This is a genomic window from Bartonella sp. 220B, assembly GCF_026930205.1.
In the GTDB taxonomy this organism is placed as follows: Bacteria; Pseudomonadota; Alphaproteobacteria; order Rhizobiales; family Rhizobiaceae; genus Bartonella.
Genome location: NZ_JANHOI010000052.1, coordinates 1 through 1,439, shown reverse-complemented (window position 1 = coordinate 1,439; position 1,439 = coordinate 1). Strand labels below are relative to the sequence as shown.

Annotated in this window: 1 protein-coding gene; it reads left to right on the top strand. The window is 37.6% G+C overall.

The window, feature by feature from the left end; all coding sequences use genetic code 11:
• Window positions 1-87 precede the first annotated feature (87 nt).
• Window positions 88-1,439, top strand: a 1,352-nt coding sequence (locus NPX99_RS08615) for a replicative DNA helicase (protein ID WP_269031416.1), incomplete at its 3' end; no start/stop codon positions are given.

The window sequence follows — 1,439 nt, the reverse complement described above, 5'->3', positions numbered from 1 at the left end:
GCAAGCTGTTTTAAAAAATAAAAATGGGATTCATTCTATAGATTCAGTGAGTTATAATGATTTTATTTTAAAGTAGTTAAAAACATTATGACTATAACAAACGCTGTTAATTCCATTCCTGTACAAACAAACGAGCCTGCTTCTTTCCGTCATCTTCCTCATAATATTGAAGCTGAGCAGGCATTAATAGGGGCAATTCTTATTAACAATGATGCTCTTGATTGCGTCTCTGATTTTTTGAAACCAAATCATTTTTTTGAACCCTTGCATCAAAAGATTTTTGATATTGTTTTGCAGGTTATTCAAAAGGGAAAAGTAGCAAATCCAATTACTATTAAATCCTTTTTTACAGATGATGAAAAAATCGGTGACATCACTGTATTCAGTTACATTGTGCGATTAGCAAAGGAAGCAGTAACAATCATTAATACTAAAGATTACGGGCGGGTTATTTATGATCTTTTCATTAGACGCTCCTTAATTAACCTTGGCAATGAAATCGTTAATACAGCGTTTGATGCCCCCATAGAGCTTACGCCATCCAAACAAATTGAAACGATTGAACACCAGTTGTTTGAATTGGCAGAAAAGGGAAAATACGGGGGCGGGTTTGAAAATTTTGAGACAGCCATCACAAAAGCTATTAACATGGCAAATGCTGCAAAAAAGCGCTCTTCAAGGCTTTCTGGGATAGCTACTCATATCAAGACACTTGATGATAAAATGGGAGGCTTACAAGCATCTGATTTGATTATCTTGGCTGGTCGCCCCGGTATGGGAAAAACCTCACTTGCTACCAATATTGCCTTTAACATTGCCAATGCTTACAAGCGCGATGCGTCAACACAAGAAAATGAGGGTGGCATTGTTGGTTTTTTCTCGCTTGAAATGTCATCTGAACAATTAGCAACCCGTATTATATCTGAACAAACTGAAGTTTCTTCTTCTGATATCCGTCGTGGGAATATTTCGGAAGAGCAATTTACACAAATCATTCGTGCAATGAGCCGCTTGCAAAAAGCACCGCTATATATCGATCAAACCGGTGGTATATCCATTGCACAATTATCCGCGCGTGCAAGGCGTTTAAAGAGGCAACATGGTTTAGATGTTTTGATTATCGACTATATCCAGTTGATCACGAGCAATTCAAGGCGCTCTTCTGAAAATCGTGTTCAAGAGATTACAGCTATTACCATGGGTCTTAAGTCACTAGCAAAAGAACTGAATATTCCTATCATTGCGCTTTCACAACTTTCACGACAAGTCGAAAATCGTACAGATAAACGCCCGCAACTGTCTGATTTACGTGAATCAGGCTCTATTGAACAAGATGCTGATATCGTTCTTTTTGTTTATCGTGAGGAATATTATCTCAAAAATGAAAAACCAAAGGAAGGCAGTTCTGAATATGTCACATGGCAACAGAAACTAGATCA